The sequence below is a fragment of the Paralysiella testudinis genome, assembly GCF_016894345.1.
GTDB classification, from domain to species: Bacteria; Pseudomonadota; Gammaproteobacteria; order Burkholderiales; family Neisseriaceae; genus Paralysiella; species Paralysiella testudinis.
The window spans coordinates 293,601-306,707 of sequence record NZ_CP069798.1 but is presented as its reverse complement, the minus strand read 5'-3'; the positions used below and the strand labels follow the sequence as shown (position 1 = coordinate 306,707).

The 13,107-nt window shown below is 56.2% G+C and carries 12 protein-coding genes; 10 read left to right on the top strand and 2 right to left on the bottom strand.

Going from position 1 to position 13,107, the window contains the following annotated elements; genetic code table 11:
• Positions 1 to 161 precede the first annotated feature (161 nt).
• A complete protein-coding gene (locus JQU52_RS01600) occupies positions 162 to 626 on the bottom strand; it encodes a winged helix-turn-helix transcriptional regulator (protein WP_230339451.1) in 465 nt (154 codons plus the stop codon).
• Between the two features lie 168 nt (positions 627 to 794).
• On the opposite strand from JQU52_RS01600, the gene JQU52_RS01595 reads away from it, so the two are divergent.
• The 4 genes from JQU52_RS01595 (at position 795) to JQU52_RS01580 (ending at position 4,801) form a co-directional block, all read left to right on the top strand.
• A complete protein-coding gene (locus tag JQU52_RS01595) occupies positions 795 to 2,054 on the top strand; it encodes a D-amino acid dehydrogenase (protein WP_230339450.1) in 1,260 nt (419 codons plus the stop codon).
• A 106-nt stretch (positions 2,055 to 2,160) separates the two neighbouring features.
• Positions 2,161 to 3,219 carry an alanine racemase gene (alr, locus tag JQU52_RS01590; protein WP_230340501.1) on the top strand — a complete coding sequence of 353 codons (1,059 nt, stop codon included), beginning with the start codon at positions 2,161 to 2,163 and terminating at the stop codon, positions 3,217 to 3,219.
• Between the two features lie 117 nt (positions 3,220 to 3,336).
• Positions 3,337 to 3,648: an ArsR/SmtB family transcription factor gene (locus tag JQU52_RS01585; RefSeq protein ID WP_230339449.1), complete on the top strand. Its 312-nt coding sequence runs from the start codon at positions 3,337 to 3,339 to the stop codon at positions 3,646 to 3,648.
• Positions 3,649 to 3,805: 157 nt separating this feature from the next.
• Positions 3,806 to 4,801, top strand: coding sequence for an LLM class flavin-dependent oxidoreductase (locus JQU52_RS01580; RefSeq protein ID WP_230339448.1), 996 nt, complete (start codon positions 3,806 to 3,808; stop codon positions 4,799 to 4,801).
• 98 nt (positions 4,802 to 4,899) lie between these two features.
• Here JQU52_RS01580 and JQU52_RS01575 read toward each other — a convergent pair whose 3' ends face one another.
• Positions 4,900 to 5,703, bottom strand: a complete 804-nt coding sequence (locus JQU52_RS01575) for a DUF4198 domain-containing protein (protein WP_230339447.1) — start codon at positions 5,701 to 5,703, stop codon at positions 4,900 to 4,902.
• Between the two features lie 227 nt (positions 5,704 to 5,930).
• On the opposite strand from JQU52_RS01575, the gene JQU52_RS01570 reads away from it, so the two are divergent.
• The 6 genes from JQU52_RS01570 to pheA all read left to right on the top strand — a co-directional run bounded on the left by JQU52_RS01570 (position 5,931) and on the right by pheA (position 13,054).
• Complete coding sequence (locus JQU52_RS01570) at positions 5,931 to 6,359, top strand: DUF2628 domain-containing protein (RefSeq protein ID WP_230339446.1); 429 nt, start codon at positions 5,931 to 5,933, stop codon at positions 6,357 to 6,359.
• A gap of 288 nt (positions 6,360 to 6,647) precedes the next feature.
• On the top strand, positions 6,648 to 7,652 hold the full coding sequence (locus tag JQU52_RS01565) for an ABC transporter substrate-binding protein (RefSeq protein WP_230339445.1): 1,005 nt from the start codon (positions 6,648 to 6,650) through the stop codon (positions 7,650 to 7,652).
• Between the two features lie 279 nt (positions 7,653 to 7,931).
• Positions 7,932 to 9,065, top strand: a complete 1,134-nt coding sequence (dapE, locus tag JQU52_RS01560; protein ID WP_230339444.1) for a succinyl-diaminopimelate desuccinylase — start codon at positions 7,932 to 7,934, stop codon at positions 9,063 to 9,065.
• Between the two features lie 32 nt (positions 9,066 to 9,097).
• A complete protein-coding gene (argF, locus tag JQU52_RS01555; protein WP_230339443.1) occupies positions 9,098 to 10,096 on the top strand; it encodes an ornithine carbamoyltransferase in 999 nt (332 codons plus the stop codon).
• Positions 10,097 to 10,256: 160 nt separating this feature from the next.
• The gene (locus JQU52_RS01550; protein WP_230339442.1) at positions 10,257 to 11,480 is read left to right on the top strand and encodes a multidrug effflux MFS transporter; all 1,224 of its coding nucleotides are present in this window, start codon (positions 10,257 to 10,259) and stop codon (positions 11,478 to 11,480) included.
• 497 nt (positions 11,481 to 11,977) lie between these two features.
• Positions 11,978 to 13,054, top strand: coding sequence for a prephenate dehydratase (pheA, locus tag JQU52_RS01545; protein WP_230339441.1), 1,077 nt, complete (start codon positions 11,978 to 11,980; stop codon positions 13,052 to 13,054).
• The last annotated feature ends 53 nt before the right edge of the window (positions 13,055 to 13,107 follow it).

The following is a 13,107-nucleotide window of genomic DNA, read 5'->3' as shown; positions in this document are numbered from 1 at the left end:
TGAAAAGGCTGCCTGAAACGGTATTAATGGTGTTTTCAGGCAGCCTTTTCACTATAGTAAAATGCATAACAAAGTGCTACAGCGTTGCTGTGCCTTGCCGTACTACCTGTACTGTCTGCGGCTTCGCGCCTTGTATCACTTTATTCTTCATTTCACTATCTTTACCCCAAATTCAAGAAAAAATCCTCTTTCACTTCTTCCATCACCACATAGCTGCGGCTCTCCGCAGCGGCGGGCAGTTGCAGCAAAATGCTGCCCAGCATATCGCGGTAGGCATTCATATTGGGCAGGCGCACTTTGATTAAGTAGTCGTATTCGCCGGAAACCAAGTGGCATTCCATAATTTGCGGGATGTGCATCACTTCGCGGCGGAAGTCTTCAAAAATATTGCCCGATTTGGAACGCAGCTTGATTTCCACAAACACCAACAAATGCTGCCCCAGCGCCTGCGGGTTGAGGCGGGCGTGGTAGCCGCTGATTACGCCGTCGCGCTCCATGCGCCGCACGCGCTCGGTTACCGGAGTGGTGGACAAACCCACGCTTTCGGCCAGCTCGGTCATGGTGATGCGGGCGTTTTTTTGCAGTAAAGTCAAAATTTTAAGGTCGATTTTGTCGCAAGCGTGCATTTTGATAAAAATCCTGTTTTTGGGTGGTTAATAAAATCAATTTCACTATTTTTGGTGTAAATATGGTGAAATTCACTCAAATAAACATTTTACACTATATGCTTTCACTAGCGTAATTTGTGCAGGGCACAAAATAATAATAACAGACACGCATCATAAGGAGATGAGATGAAAGTATTGATACTGGGCGCCGGTGTGGTGGGCGTGAGCACGGCGTGGTATTTGGCGCAGGCCGGGCATGAGGTTACGGTGTTGGAGCGCGAAGACCAGGCGGCGATGGAAACCAGCTTTGCCAATGCCGGGCAGTTGTCTTACGGCTACACCACGCCGTGGGCGGCGCCGGGAATGCCGCAAAAAGCGCTGAAATGGATGACCAAGCCGCATTCGCCGCTGCTGCTGCGCCCCGATGGCAGCCTGTATCAATGGCAATGGCTGTGGCAGATGTGGCAAAACTGCAATACCCGCCGCTACACCACCAATAAAGAGCGCATGGTGCGTGTGTCGGAATACAGCCGTGAAATGTTCCGCCGCATGGCCGCAGAGCAGCCGGATTTAAGCTTTGAAGGCCGCCATCGCGGCACGTTGCAGATTTTCCGCACCGAAAAAGAAGTGAACGCCGCCAAAAAAGACATTGCGGTGCTGCAAGAATACGGTGTGCCGCTCACGGTGGTAAACAACCCGGCCGATGTGGCGCAATATGAGCCTGCACTGGCGGCGGTGGCGGGCAAGCTGGCCGGTGCTTTGCACTTGCCCAACGATGCCACTGGCGACTGCCATATGTTTACCCAGCGCTTGGCGGCCAAATGCGCGGCAGCGGGTGTTACTTTTCTGTACCGCCACCGTATTGATGCCATCGAAGCCGACGGCACCCACATTAAAGCCGTGGTGGCCAATGGCCAGCGCTTCGAGGCCGACCACTACGTTTGCGCCTTGGGCAGCTTTAGCCGCCCGCTGCTCAAAACCCTGCACATCAATGTGCCGGTGTATCCGGTAAAAGGCTATTCGATTACCCTGCCGATTACCAACGAAGCGGCCGCGCCGGTGTCTACCGTGCTCGACGAAACCTATAAAGTGGCGATTACCCGCTTCGACCAACGCATCCGCGTGGGCGGCATGGCCGAATTGTCCGGCTATCCCATCCGCCTGAACCCCAAACGCAAAGCCACGCTGGATTTGGTGGTCAACGATTTATTCCCCGGTGCGGGCAACACCGAAGCCGCCACCTTCTGGAGCGGCCTGCGCCCGATGACACCGGACAGCACCCCTTTAATCGGCGCCACCCGCTATGCCAACTTATCGCTCAACACCGGCCACGGCACCTTGGGCTGGACCATGAGCTTAGGCTCGGGCAAAATTCTGGCCGATTTGATTGGCGGTGTGAAGCCGGAAATCGAAACCAGCGATTTGTCGCTGGTGCGCTATGTTTAAATGTTAAAAACCCTTTCAGGCAGCCTATTTTGTATAAGATAAGGCTGCCTGAAAGGGTTTTAATACCGATTTGTCTGTATTCACCACCCACACCGAGTATCTGCCCATGCGCCCGCTGATTGCCCATATCCGCTTAAACCATTTGCGCCAAAACTACCAAACCCTCAAAGCCATGCACGGCGGCAAAATGCTGGCGGTGCTCAAAGCCAATGCCTACGGCCATGGTGCCGTGCGCTGCGCCCAAGCACTGGCCGATTTGGCCGACGGCTTTGCCGTGGCCGCCATTGAAGAAGCGCTCACCTTGCGCGAAGCCGGCATTACCCAGCCGATTGTGTTGCTGGAAGGCGTGTTTGAAGCTGCCGAGTATGCCCTGGTCGATCAACACCGCCTGTGGCCGGTGGTGCAAAACGCCTGGCAGCTGGAAGCCTTGCTGGCGCACTGCTGGCAACATCCGGTCACCGTGTGGCTGAAAATGGATTCCGGCATGCACCGCGCCGGTTTTTTCCCGCACGACTACGCCCCCGCCCACCAAGCGCTCAGCCAAAGCCCGCAAGTGGCGGCCGTGGTGAACATGACCCACTTCGCCTGCGCCGACGAGCCGCACAAAAACATGACTGCCGAGCAAATGGCGGTGTTTGACTTGGCGGTGGCCGATTTGCCCGGCGACATCAGCGTGGCCAATTCCGCCGCCATTTTGGCGCACCCCAACGCGCATCGACACTGGGGGCGCACCGGTATTGCGCTCTACGGCGTCTCGCCCTTGGGTGGTGCCGACAGCCGCTTTTTGCCGGTGATGCGCCTGAGCAGCAAAGTGTTTGGCGAACGCGTATTGCCGCCGGGCGAGCCCATAGGCTACGGCGCCGCCTTCGTTACCCCGCAATCCACCCGCGCAGGCCTGATTGCTTGCGGCTATGCCGACGGCTACCCGCGCCACGCCGGCACCGGCACGCCCGTGGCCATTGATGGCGAACGCAGCCGCCTGCTCGGGCGCGTATCCATGGACATGATGACCGTGCAACTGGCCGACCACCACCAAGGCATCGGCAGCGAAGTGGAGCTGTGGGGCGATGTAATACACATCAACGAAGTGGCCGCTGCCGCCGGCACCATTGCCTATGAGCTGCTGTGCAATGTGAAGCGGGCGCATTTTGTTTATGAAGAATAAGACCGCCATTTAATCCGCGATATAAGGCTGCCTGAAAACGGATTGCATTGTTTTCAGGCAGCCTTTATGTTGACTATGTATTGACATATCTATAAACCTAGATTTATTATTGCGCCCATGAACCCCACCGACACCTTCAAAGCCTTAGCCAACGAATACCGCTACCAAATGCTGCTGTGGCTGAAAAACCCGCAGCAACATTTTGCCGCACACATGCATTGTGATGTGGCGCACGATTTTGCCGGCGGCGTGTGCGTGGGGCTGATTGCCGAAAAAGCCGGGCTGGCGCAATCGGTGGTGTCTGGCTATCTGAACACCTTAAAAAAAGCCGGTTTGCTTGAATCGCGCCGCATCGGCAAATGGACCTATTACCGCTACCATCGCGCCGGCGTGGAAGCTTTATTGCAGCAATTGCGCGAACAGATTTAAGCGGGCAGGGCGCAAACCCTGCTTGCTTTCCCGCCGCCGCGGGATTATTTTGCTTTTATCCAATCTATATTTTTAGATATAAGAAATTATCGCTGAATTGTAAATTGAACCCAACAGGCCGTCTGAAAAGAAGGTTGCCGTTGAAAGGAAAAAAATAATGACCACACCCGCCGTATCCGCGCTCAACCTCGTGCCCGTGCGCGCCGGACACACTACCGAGCAGGCTTTGGCAAGCATGGTGGCGCTGGCGCAGCACACCGAAGCCTTGGGCTATCGCCGTTATTGGATTGCCGAGCACCACAACACCACCTCGCTCGCCAGCTCCGCCACTTCGATTTTAATCAGCCACACGCTGCAACACACCAAGCGCATCCGCGTGGGCTCCGGCGGCGTGATGCTGCCCAATCACAGCCCGCTGATTGTGGCCGAACAATACGGCACCCTGGCCACACTGTATCCCGAGCGCGTGGATTTGGGCTTGGGGCGCGCCCCCGGCACCGACCGCCTCACTGCCCAAGCCTTGCGTCGCGCCGAGCGTGAAACTTCGCTTGATTTTCCCGAAGATGTGGCCGCTTTGCAGCGTTATTTGGGCGATGCGGCCGGGCAAGGTTATGTGAAAGCCTTTCCCGGCATCGGCACCCATGTGCCGCTGTATATCCTCGGCTCCAGCACCGAAAGCGCTTATCTGGCCGCCGAAAAAGGGCTGCCGTATGTGTTTGCCGCCCATTTTGCGCCGCGCATGCTCGAAGAGGCGCTGGCGATTTACCGCAGCCATTTCCAGCCTTCGCCAACTTTGGCGCAGCCGTATGTGATGGTGGCGCTTAATGTGATTGGCGCCGATGATGATCAAGCCGCGCAATATCTGGCCACCAGCCAGCAGCAATTTTTTCTCAACGTGGTGCGCAACAGCCGCATGCCGCTGTCGCCGCCGGTAAACAGCATGGCCGGGCGCTGGAACGAGATGGAGCAACACACGGTAAACAGCATGACTGCTTGTTCTTTAATCGGCGGCCCCGCCACCTTGGCGGCGCAATTTAGCGAGCTGCACACGCGCCTGCGTGCCAATGAATACATGGCGGTGAGCTATATTTATGATGAAGCTTTGCAGTTTGCTTCTTACCGTTTATTTAAAGAAGCGGTAGAGGCCGTTTGAGCTGATGAATTTGAGCTGATTCACATGCGGTCACAATAAAAGGCTGCCTGAAAACCCATTGCCAGGTTTTCAGGCAGCCTTTTTATATCAGCGTACTTTTAATGATGGCCGTGGCCGATTTCAAAGGTGAGCGTGCTGTAGTTGGCCAGTTTTTGGCACACTTTTTGATCCGGATAATCGGCTTTGTGTTCCACATTGGCTTTCCAGAAGCCTTGGCGCAGCGGGATGATGCTCACTGTGCCGTCGGCAGCGGTGGTGTCGGAAAAGGCTTGGGCTTCCACTTTATGGGTTTTGCTGTGGTCGGCGCTGTCAAAGCCATCGAAGGTGGCGGTGAGGGTGGCGCCCGCCAGCGGCTCGCCTTTAAACAGCACTTTTACTTTAAAGCGCTGGCCCACTTGCACATTGGCCGGGTTGTCCAGCGGCACGATTTCCAGCATTTGACCTACCGGCTGGATAATGGGCGCGGTGTCGGCGCTGTCGTGACCCACATTCACAATGTTTTTGCCGTACATGCGCGTTTGTTCGCAATAGGTGGCGTCGGTCATTTTGGTCATGTCGGTTTTTTGCCAACCTGCGGCGTTTTTAGACCAAAACGTGGGCTGGTATTCGGCAGTAACCAGATAGCTGCCCTCGGCCACGGGCTTGGCGCTTTGGTATTGATAATTGTGCTCGCCTTTTTGCACCAGGTTTTGACGGTTTTTGCCGCTGATTAGCTGCATGGGCTTGCTGAAAATATGCAGGCGGTCGGCCACAATTGGCTCGGCGTGCGGAAATTCGCCGTAGCCCAGCTCTGTTTTTAGAATATCACCGCCGTGGGTGTGGTTGGTGCTCACCCACACGCGGTGGGCATGGGCGCTGGTGCAGGCCAGTGCTAGCAAGGTGAAAAGGGCGGTTTTGTTCATGGGATGTCCTTAGGTGGGTAAAATAATCAAATGTTATGATATAACAAAAACAAACCCAGGTGAACGCTCATTTTGCAAGCGCTTGCGTTGGCTGGCAAAATTTGCCCATCACGGCTTGGTTGTAAAAACAGGTTAAGCAGGCGTATGATAAGGTTCAGGCAGCCTGCCATTAAGTCATGAAGCCTGAGTGCTTAGTTATTCACTTTATTCAAAGAGAGCAAACGCTGATGAATCAGCCATTAAATTCCAATCCATACCAGCCACCGCAATCGGCTGCCGAAACGCTATCGACGCAAATTGACCAATTGGCGGTGTCGGACACATGGAAAAAACGCTTTCATTTGATTGAAAAAGCCGGCGGCATAAAATTGCCGCGCTTGAAAGAATTGAGTTTCCGCGAGCGCATGAGCGTGAATTTCAATGTTTGGGCGTTTTTGTTCGGGCCGATTTATTTGCTGATTAAGGGCATGTGGAAGTTTGCATTGGCATGGCTCGGGGTTGCCCTGCTGGTGGGGATACTGCTGGGGGTGATTGAAAGCCTGTTTCAGATCAACACCGGCAATGCGGCGGGGGTTGGCGTGGCGGCGGGCTTGTCGATGCTGGCCAATCGCAATTACTACAAAAAAATGGTGCAAGGGCGGCTGGATTGGTTTTAGCCCTATATTGCTTATTGCTGTTTTCAGGCAGCCTATAGTGATAAGGCTGCCTGAATCATGTGGCCATTAAATTAACCCATTCATTTCATATTAAATGGCTTGCGGGTCATTTTATAAGCCTTTTATCTGAATTTGGCTGATTTAAATTTTCTTGATGGCGCTTTGGCGCTATTTTTGTGCTTCGATGACGCCGATTTGCCCGATACGGCCTACCCACGGACGCACGGTTTTTGATTATCATCGCCGCTTTGCTGTTATTTACACTCAATCCCAACCCAAGGAAACCCGATGCGTACCGCTCTGGCCATCACCGTTTTGGCCGCCACTTTGCTGGCCGCCTGCTCGCCCTCGTCTTCATCGCAACAGCCTGCTTCCGCTGCGGCAGCGCCGGTGGTGAAAACCGTGGCCATCACCCAAATTGTGGAACATCCGGCGCTGGACGCTTCGCGCAAAGGCATTGAGGCCGGTTTGGCCGAAGCCGGATTTAAAGTGGGCGACAATCTCAAAATCGACTATCAAAATGCCCAAGGCAGCACCGCCACCGCCGGTCAGATTGCCAAAAAATTTGCCGCCGACAAGCCCGATGTGATTGTGGCCATTTCCACCCCCAGCGCCCAGCCGGTGGTGGCCACGGTTAAAGACGTGCCGGTGGTGTTCAACGCCATTATCGACCCGGTGGCGGCCAAATTGGTGCCGAGCATGGAAGCGCCTTCCGGCACCAATGTAACCGGTATGTCCGACTACATCCCGTTTGAGCCGCAGTTTGAGCTGATGCAAAAGCTGATGCCCAATCTGAAACGCATCGGCTATGTATACAGCCCCGGCGAAATCAATTCCACCACCATGCTGGCACGGATGCAGGCTTATCTGGCGCCGAAAAACATCGAAGTGCTGGCCGTGGCCGCGCCGCGAACCACCGATGTGGCCGCCGCCGTGCGCAGCCTCAACGGCAAAGTGGATTTGCTCTACACCTCGTTTGACAACGGCGTGGTATCCACCTATGAATCGGTATACAAAGTGGCCACCGAAATCAAGCTGCCGCTGGTGGCGGCCGACACCGGCACCGTGCGCCGCGGTGCTATGGCCGCCTATGGCCCCGATTTCTATGACTTGGGCGTGCAAACCGGCCATATGGTGGCGCGGATTTTAAAAGGCGAGCAGCCGGGCACCATCATGCCCGAACACCCCAAAAGCGGCCATTTGGTGGTAAACCCCACTGCGGCGGCGGCATTGGGCTTTACCCTGCCCGAAGCGGTGGTGAAAGAAGCCAAAGAAGTGGTGGGGCAGCCTTAAAACACGCCACTATTGGCAACCATCGCCCAAACAGGTTATAAAAGCGTTTTGGCTTTGTTTGAAGTGGAGTGTAGAATAAAGTGATACAAGGCGGCGAGCCGCAGACAGTACACATAGTACGGAACAGATTTTTGTTGGCGCTTTAGCGCCTTACAAAATCGTTCGCTTTGCGCGTAGGCGAGCCAACGCCGTAGCACTTTTTTATACATTTCACTATATATCTTTTCAGGCAGCACTTGTTACAAGGCTGCCTGAAACCATTTCACCGTGCAGGACACCATGAGCGAAACCCACACTTTGGCCTTGGCCAAGCAGCTGCTGGCGCAAGCGTCGGTAACCCCCGACGACCACGGCTGCCAGCCTATTCTGATTCAACGCTTGGAAGCCATCGGCTTTACCGTAGAGCGCATGCGCTTTGGCGATACCGATAATTTCTACGCCCGCCGCGGCCATGCTGGCCCCTTGCTGTGTTTTGCCGGACACACCGATGTGGTGCCGCCAGGCCCGCTCGAGCGCTGGACATCGCCGCCGTTTATGCCCACCGAGCGCGATGGCAAGCTGTATGCGCGCGGTGCGGCCGACATGAAAACCAGCATCGCCGCCTTTGTGACCGCCTGCGAGCGCTTTGTGGCCGCCTATCCGCAGCATTCAGGCAGCCTGGCGCTGCTGATTACCGCCGACGAAGAAGGCGACGCCCACGACGGCACCACCCGCGTGGTAGACGCCTTGCAGGCGCGCGGCGAATACATCGACTACTGCATCGTGGGCGAGCCCACCGCGGTGGATGTGCTGGGCGACACCATCAAAAACGGCCGCCGCGGTTCGCTTTCAGGCAGCCTCACCATCAAAGGCAAGCAAGGCCATATTGCCTACCCGCATTTGGCCATCAACCCGATTCACCTTGCCGCCCCGGCACTGGCCGAGCTGGCCGCCACCGAATGGGACACCGGCAACGAATATTTCCCGCCCACCGGCTTTCAGATTTCCAATATCCACGGCGGCACCGGCGCCACCAATGTGATTCCGGGCGTATTGGAAGTGAAGTTTAATTTTCGCTTTTCCACCGAATCCACCGACAGCGGCTTAAAGCAGCGCGTACACGATATTTTGGATAAGCATGGGCTGGTGTACGATTTGGCGTGGTCGCTTTCCGGCCAGCCCTTCCTTACCGCCGCCGGACAGCTTACCGAAGTGGCGCAGGCGGCGATTGCCGAAGAATGCGGTCTTCAGGCAGCCTTATCCACCACCGGCGGCACCTCCGACGGCCGTTTTATCAAAGCCATTGCCCACGAGCTGATTGAGCTGGGGCCGGTGAACGCCAGCATCCACCAAATCGACGAACACATTGATTTGGCGGCGATTCCGCAATTATCGGCATTGTATGAAAACATCATGCGGCGGCTGTTGGCTTAAATTGTTAAATAGGCATTGAAACGAACACTACGATGAAACCGATATCACAACCCCATTTCCTCAAGCTGCTGGACTACAGCCCCGCCGAAATTGTGGCCTTGCTGGATTTGGCTGCCGAGCTGAAAGCCGCCAAAAAGGCGGGCACCGAAGTGCCGCGTTTGGCGGGCAAAAACATTGCATTGATTTTTGAAAAAGCCTCCACCCGCACCCGTTGCGCTTTTGAAGTGGCCGCTTACGACCAAGGCGCGCGGGTCACTTATTTAGGCCCTTCAGGCAGCCAAATCGGCCACAAAGAAAGCATGAAAGACACCGCCCGCGTGCTGGGGCGCATGTATGACGGCATCGAATACCGCGGCCACGGCCAAGCAGTGGTGGAAGAATTGGCGGCCTATGCCGGCGTGCCGGTGTTCAACGGCCTCACCGATGAATTCCACCCCACGCAAATGCTGGCCGATGTGCTCACCATGCGCGAACATTGCGCCAAGCCCTTGCATCAGCTTGCCTACGCCTATGTGGGCGACGCCCGCTACAATATGGGCAATTCGCTGCTGGTGGTGGGCGCCAAATTGGGCATGGACGTGCGTTTTGGCGCACCGCAGCATTTGTGGCCGGAAGAGCATTTGGTGGCGCAATGCCGCGACATCGCCCGCGAAACCGGCGCCCGCATCACCCTTACCGAAGACGTCGCAGCCGCCGTGCGCGGCGTGGACTATATCCACACCGATGTGTGGGTGAGCATGGGCGAGCCTAAAGAAGTGTGGGCCGAGCGCATCGGCATTCTCAAGCCTTACCGCGTGGATACGGCGCTGATGGCCGCCAGCGGCAACCCGGCGGTAAAATTTATGCACTGCCTGCCCGCCATTCACAACCGCGAAACCCAGATTGGCGAATGGCTGTATCAGGAATTCGGCCTCGACGGCGTGGAAGTGAGCGAAGCGGTATTTGAAAGCCCGGCCAGCATTGTGTTCGACCAAGCCGAAAACCGCATGCACACCATCAAAGCCGTGCTGGTGGCGCTGCTGGCGGCGTGATGTATGCCTGATGATATCAAGGCTGCCTGAAAGCGGTTCAGGCAGCCTTTTCCGATTTTAATGTATATCGGATTCTTGAGTCCGATATACGCAAAACGATATTTCAGGCAGCCTAGCCGTAAAAAACCAATACATCCGAGATGTTAACGAATAAAACCCCATGAATACTTCTACCCCCGCCGGGCGCAAACGTTTGGCCTTAATGCTGGCCTTATTGGTGGCGGTGATGCCGTTTTCCATCGATGCCTATTTGCCCGCGATGCCGCAAATGGCGGCGGCGCTGAGTGCCGATATCCACCAAATCGAGCAAAGCCTGAGTGTGTTTTTGCTGGGGGTGGCGCTGGGGCAATTGGTGGGCGGGCCGGTGTCGGATTTAAAAGGCCGCCGCAAAGTGGCTTTGTTCGGGCTGGCGGTGTATGTGACGGCCACCGTGGCCTTGTTGTGGACGGACACGGTGGCGCATTTGTTGCTGTGGCGCGGGGTGCAGGCGCTGGGCGGCGGCATGGCCACGGTGACGGTGGCGGCGTTGGTGCGCGATCGCTTTGGCGGGCGTGAGGCGGCGCAGATGTTTGCGCTTATTGGCATTATCATGATGGCAGCACCCCTGGCCGCGCCCATGTTGGGGGCGCTGCTGAAAAACCTAGGCGGCTGGCGTGCCATTTTTGTGTTTCTGGCGCTGTATGCGGCGGCGGTGGCTTTGTTGCTCTATTGGCGTATGCCGGCAGATGCACAGCCGCCGCGCCCGTTTGGCCGCGATTTTGTGCCCGCCATTGCCGCCAATTATGCGCGCGTGTTCAGGCAGCCTCAGGCCTTGGGCTTTTTGTTTTTTCAGGCTTTCAGCTTTTCATCGATGTTTGTGTTTCTGACCGAATCGTCGTTTGTGTATATGGAGCTCTACGGCTTAAGCGCCCACCAGTATGCATGGGCGTTTGGCGCCAACATCATCACCATGATGCTGTTTAACCGCATCACCGCCTGGCGTTTGCGCCGCAGCGATGCTCATCGTATTTTGTTGTCGGGCGTGGCGGTGCAGTTTGCCTGCAATTTGGCTTTGTGTGTGCTGGTGTGGCTGTGGCCGCTGCCGCCGTTTGCGTTGCTGCTGGCGCTGTTGATGACTTCGGTGGGCACCCAAGGGCTGATTGTGGCCAACACACAGGCTTGTTATATGAGCTATTTCAAGGCCGAAGGCGGCAGCGCCAATGCGGTGCTGGGCACGCTGCAATTTCTGATTGCCGCCGCTGTGGGCTGGCTCACCACGCAGGCGCACAACGGCACCGCACAGATGATGCCGCTGATGATGCTCAGCGCCACTGTGTGCGGCATGGCATTGCTGTGGCTGTTTTCGCGGCGGGTGTGGTTGAGCCGCCCAGATAATGCTTTTTAATTTACATGTACTTGAAAATTAATTTGTTTTTTATATTTAGGCTGCCTGAAACGCATAATCTGTGCAGCCATCCCCTGGCGCAGCCGAATCGGAGCGGATTTTAGCGGGAGAAGGGTGCGCTGTGTTTGAGCGCAGCGAGTTCGCACCCGCCGCTAAAATTCGTGTAGATGAGGGAAGTTTGCGCAGCAAACCTGCAACCGGGGTCGCCTTTTTTTGCTTACTTATTTTGGCGAAGCAAAAAAAGTAAGTGGCCGCGCGGCCATGAAGCGCAAAGTAAAACGGTAAGAAAACGCATAAAAATGCAGCTTACTTTAATCTGAACAATGGATTGCCGAATCCAGCTCGGCAATGACGGTTTTGCATTTCAGGCAGCCTTTGTCGGCAGATGTGCCGCTTCCATACATAAGCCGCCTTCCAGCCTACCCGCTGCCGTCCATTTAGGCTAGAATCGGTCGGCTTGCCTTATCTCAAACCCAAATCCCTATCCGGAAAACACCATGTCCGACAACGACAAACTCAAGCCCCATCGTGATGCCATTGATGAAATAGACGCCACTGTACTGGATTTGCTCAACCGCCGCGCCGGCCACGCCCGCGCCATTGGCGAGCTCAAAGGCACCGGTGTGGTGTACCGTCCTGAGCGTGAGGCGGCGGTGTTGCAGCGCATTCAAGATTTAAACCGCGGCCCTTTGCCCAACGAGGCGGTGGCGCGGTTGTTTCGCGAGGTGATGAGCGAATGCTTGGCGGTGGAGCGCCCGCTCACCATTACTTATTTGGGCCCGGCGGGCACGTTTACCCAGCAAGCGGCCATCAAGCATTTCGGCCATGCCGCCCATACCTTGCCTTGCGCCACCATCGACGAATGTTTCCGCTTGGTGGAAGCGCGGCAGGCCGATTATGTGGTGGCACCGGTGGAAAACTCCACCGAAGGCTCGGTGGGGCGCAGCTTGGATTTGCTGGTGTCGTCGCCGTTGAAAGCCTGCGGCGAAGTGGTGTTGCGCATTCATCACCATTTATTGCGCAAGCTGCCGGAAAAAGACGGCATCCGCACCGTATACGCCCATGCGCAGGCCTTGGCGCAATGCCACGAATGGCTGAATAAAAACCTGCCCGAGCAGGTGGCGCGCATTTCCGTGTCCAGCAATGCCGAAGCAGCGCGGCTGGCAGCGGAAGACAGCCACGCCGCCGCCATTGCCTCACAGGCTGCCGCCGAGCGCTACGGCCTGATTAAATTGGCGGCCAATATCGAAGACGAGCCCAACAACACCACCCGCTTTTTGGTGTTGGGGCATCAAGGCACCGACCCCACCGGGCGCGACAAAACCTCGCTGATCGTGTCTGCGCCCAACAAAGCCGGGGCGGTGCACGGGCTGTTGCAGCCGTTTTCCGCCCACGGCGTGTCGATGACCAAATTGGAAAGCCGCCCCAGCCGCGCCGGTTTGTGGGACTATGTATTCTTTATCGACATCGAAGGCCATGCCGACGACGCCAAAATTCAGGCAGCCTTGCAGGATTTGTCGGCGCAGGCGGCGTTTATGAAGCTGATTGGTTCGTATCCGCTGGCGGTGTTGTGAATGCCGTTTACATCGTAGGATGCGCCTTCAGGCTGCCTGAAAGTACAATAAAC

Coding starts and splice junctions, on each gene's coding strand:
- alr (WP_230340501.1), top strand. CDS start 2,161: ATGCGCCCGCTGATTGCCCATATCCGCTTAAACCATTTGCGCCAAAAC.
- JQU52_RS01570 (WP_230339446.1), top strand. CDS start 5,931: ATGAATCAGCCATTAAATTCCAATCCATACCAGCCACCGCAATCGGCT.
- JQU52_RS01580 (WP_230339448.1), top strand. CDS start 3,806: ATGACCACACCCGCCGTATCCGCGCTCAACCTCGTGCCCGTGCGCGCC.
- JQU52_RS01575 (WP_230339447.1), bottom strand. CDS start 5,703: ATGAACAAAACCGCCCTTTTCACCTTGCTAGCACTGGCCTGCACCAGC.
- JQU52_RS01595 (WP_230339450.1), top strand. CDS start 795: ATGAAAGTATTGATACTGGGCGCCGGTGTGGTGGGCGTGAGCACGGCG.
- JQU52_RS01550 (WP_230339442.1), top strand. CDS start 10,257: ATGAATACTTCTACCCCCGCCGGGCGCAAACGTTTGGCCTTAATGCTG.
- argF (WP_230339443.1), top strand. CDS start 9,098: ATGAAACCGATATCACAACCCCATTTCCTCAAGCTGCTGGACTACAGC.
- JQU52_RS01565 (WP_230339445.1), top strand. CDS start 6,648: ATGCGTACCGCTCTGGCCATCACCGTTTTGGCCGCCACTTTGCTGGCC.
- JQU52_RS01585 (WP_230339449.1), top strand. CDS start 3,337: ATGAACCCCACCGACACCTTCAAAGCCTTAGCCAACGAATACCGCTAC.
- dapE (WP_230339444.1), top strand. CDS start 7,932: ATGAGCGAAACCCACACTTTGGCCTTGGCCAAGCAGCTGCTGGCGCAA.
- pheA (WP_230339441.1), top strand. CDS start 11,978: ATGTCCGACAACGACAAACTCAAGCCCCATCGTGATGCCATTGATGAA.
- JQU52_RS01600 (WP_230339451.1), bottom strand. CDS start 626: ATGCACGCTTGCGACAAAATCGACCTTAAAATTTTGACTTTACTGCAA.